A 1,383-nucleotide genomic window follows, 5' to 3' on the forward strand; every position below is an offset into this window, starting at 1 on the left:
AATTCGGGGGGCGTGTCCAGCGTGGGCATGGGCTCCTCGGGAGGCCCGTTACGGTTTGCCGGTATGGGCATCGCAACGTTCTTGAACTGTTCGTAAGCCGCCTCTTGCGGATCGCGATGGCCCTGCGTATGCTGAGCCTCCATCGCCCAGATTGCCGCCTCGAGCACATCGACGGTGCCTCCGGCCAGGCTCATGATGGTTTCCGTGAAGCTTCTGCGCCATTCCTTGCGCTCTTTGGTTGACATGTTGATTCCCCTTCGAGACAGATGAGTGGCATATGCCACGGGCTCGGCGGGGGCTGTCACACAGCCGACAAGCGGTTAAGACTATTGCACCCTGACTTCACCAGCTACTCTGTAAGGGTATCGAACTGGCAGCTGTAAGACGCGAGCCAGTTACTGCGGGCGCGAAGACACTGGACGCGTTTGATGACCATGGCTTTCGGACCGGGTTACAGGCGTCGATGGTCAAACACAACAGAATCGGCTGTTTACGTGCACTCGTTCATATTGAGGAGGCGGTGGCCACACTCTCTCCCTAGAATCAGTTTCGGGGTTGGGGCCCTTTCATCGGGCTGAATGACACTGAAAATGAACGAGAAGTCTTTTGATAATAAACACCTGGCAGGGTTTTCAGCGGCCAGGCTATACCGCAGGAGCACCCATGGGCGACGATCAAAACCCAGTCTCTTTGTTTGTGACCGTGCTTGGCGTGCCCGAATCAGTGGCCTTGTCGCTCCTTCGCGCCGGAATGACCACGCTCGAGGAGATTGCGTATGTCCCGCTGGGAGAACTCCTGGAGACTGGCGGCGTGAGTACGCAGGTACTAACCGAGGCCAGGGAGAAAGCACGTGCGTACCTGGCTCCGTGAGTGCAGCGGCCACCGCTCAATTTCGACTGACCTCACTGTGGCCGGGATACTTCGGTCTAGCAGGTCAATCGACGCGGACACCCTATCGGCCGGTCATCTCCTACCTTAAGCCGCGCCAATGAAGGTAACTGTCCAAAACGGTGCCGCACACGGCCTCTCTCGCCGCAACGTTGAATCGATCATCCCGTTATTCCCGCGTGCAGGGTTGACTCCGGTTCAGCAAATCGTCCTGTATCAGGGCCGGGGTAAAAATGTCAGCGCCCTTTACTACCCAGAAGCGCGACTACTCGGCTTGTTCTGGCCGGTCGACGCCGCCAGTGTTTCCAAGGCCGCAGGCCTGGAAGAGCTTCTTGTGGCGTTGTCGGTGGTCGCAGAGAGAGGGAAACTACCCACGCACCTTTCCAAAGCCATACGTGAGCGGCACGCAGGTGACGTTGCGACCCTTCACGCGCGCTGCCTGGAGGCAATGGCGCGAAATACTGCTTAACATATCAATCGGCACGGGCCCGCAAC

Annotated in this window: 3 protein-coding genes; 2 read left to right on the forward strand and 1 reads right to left on the reverse strand. The window is 58.3% G+C overall.

The window, feature by feature from the left end; all coding sequences use genetic code 11:
- Positions 1-245: hypothetical protein (locus AC1D0Z_RS21815; protein WP_477660241.1), on the reverse strand; the 245-nt coding region annotated here is incomplete at its 3' end.
- Between the two features lie 418 nt (positions 246-663).
- Between AC1D0Z_RS21815 and AC1D0Z_RS21820 the strand changes: the two genes are divergently transcribed.
- Both AC1D0Z_RS21820 and AC1D0Z_RS21825 read left to right on the forward strand, forming a co-directional pair.
- Entirely contained in the window at positions 664-870 is a 207-nt protein-coding gene (locus AC1D0Z_RS21820; protein WP_477660242.1) for a hypothetical protein, read from the forward strand.
- Positions 871-988: 118 nt separating this feature from the next.
- Positions 989-1,357 carry a hypothetical protein gene (locus tag AC1D0Z_RS21825; protein WP_477660243.1) on the forward strand — a complete coding sequence of 123 codons (369 nt, stop codon included), beginning with the start codon at positions 989-991 and terminating at the stop codon, positions 1,355-1,357.
- The last annotated feature ends 26 nt before the right edge of the window (positions 1,358-1,383 follow it).

It is taken from the genome of Polaromonas sp. P1_E3 (assembly GCF_056405935.1).

Excerpts from the sequence above, each read along its gene's own strand:
- AC1D0Z_RS21820 (WP_477660242.1), top strand. The coding sequence starts at position 664 with ATGGGCGACGATCAAAACCCAGTCTCTTTGTTTGTGACCGTGCTTGGC.
- AC1D0Z_RS21825 (WP_477660243.1), top strand. The coding sequence starts at position 989 with ATGAAGGTAACTGTCCAAAACGGTGCCGCACACGGCCTCTCTCGCCGC.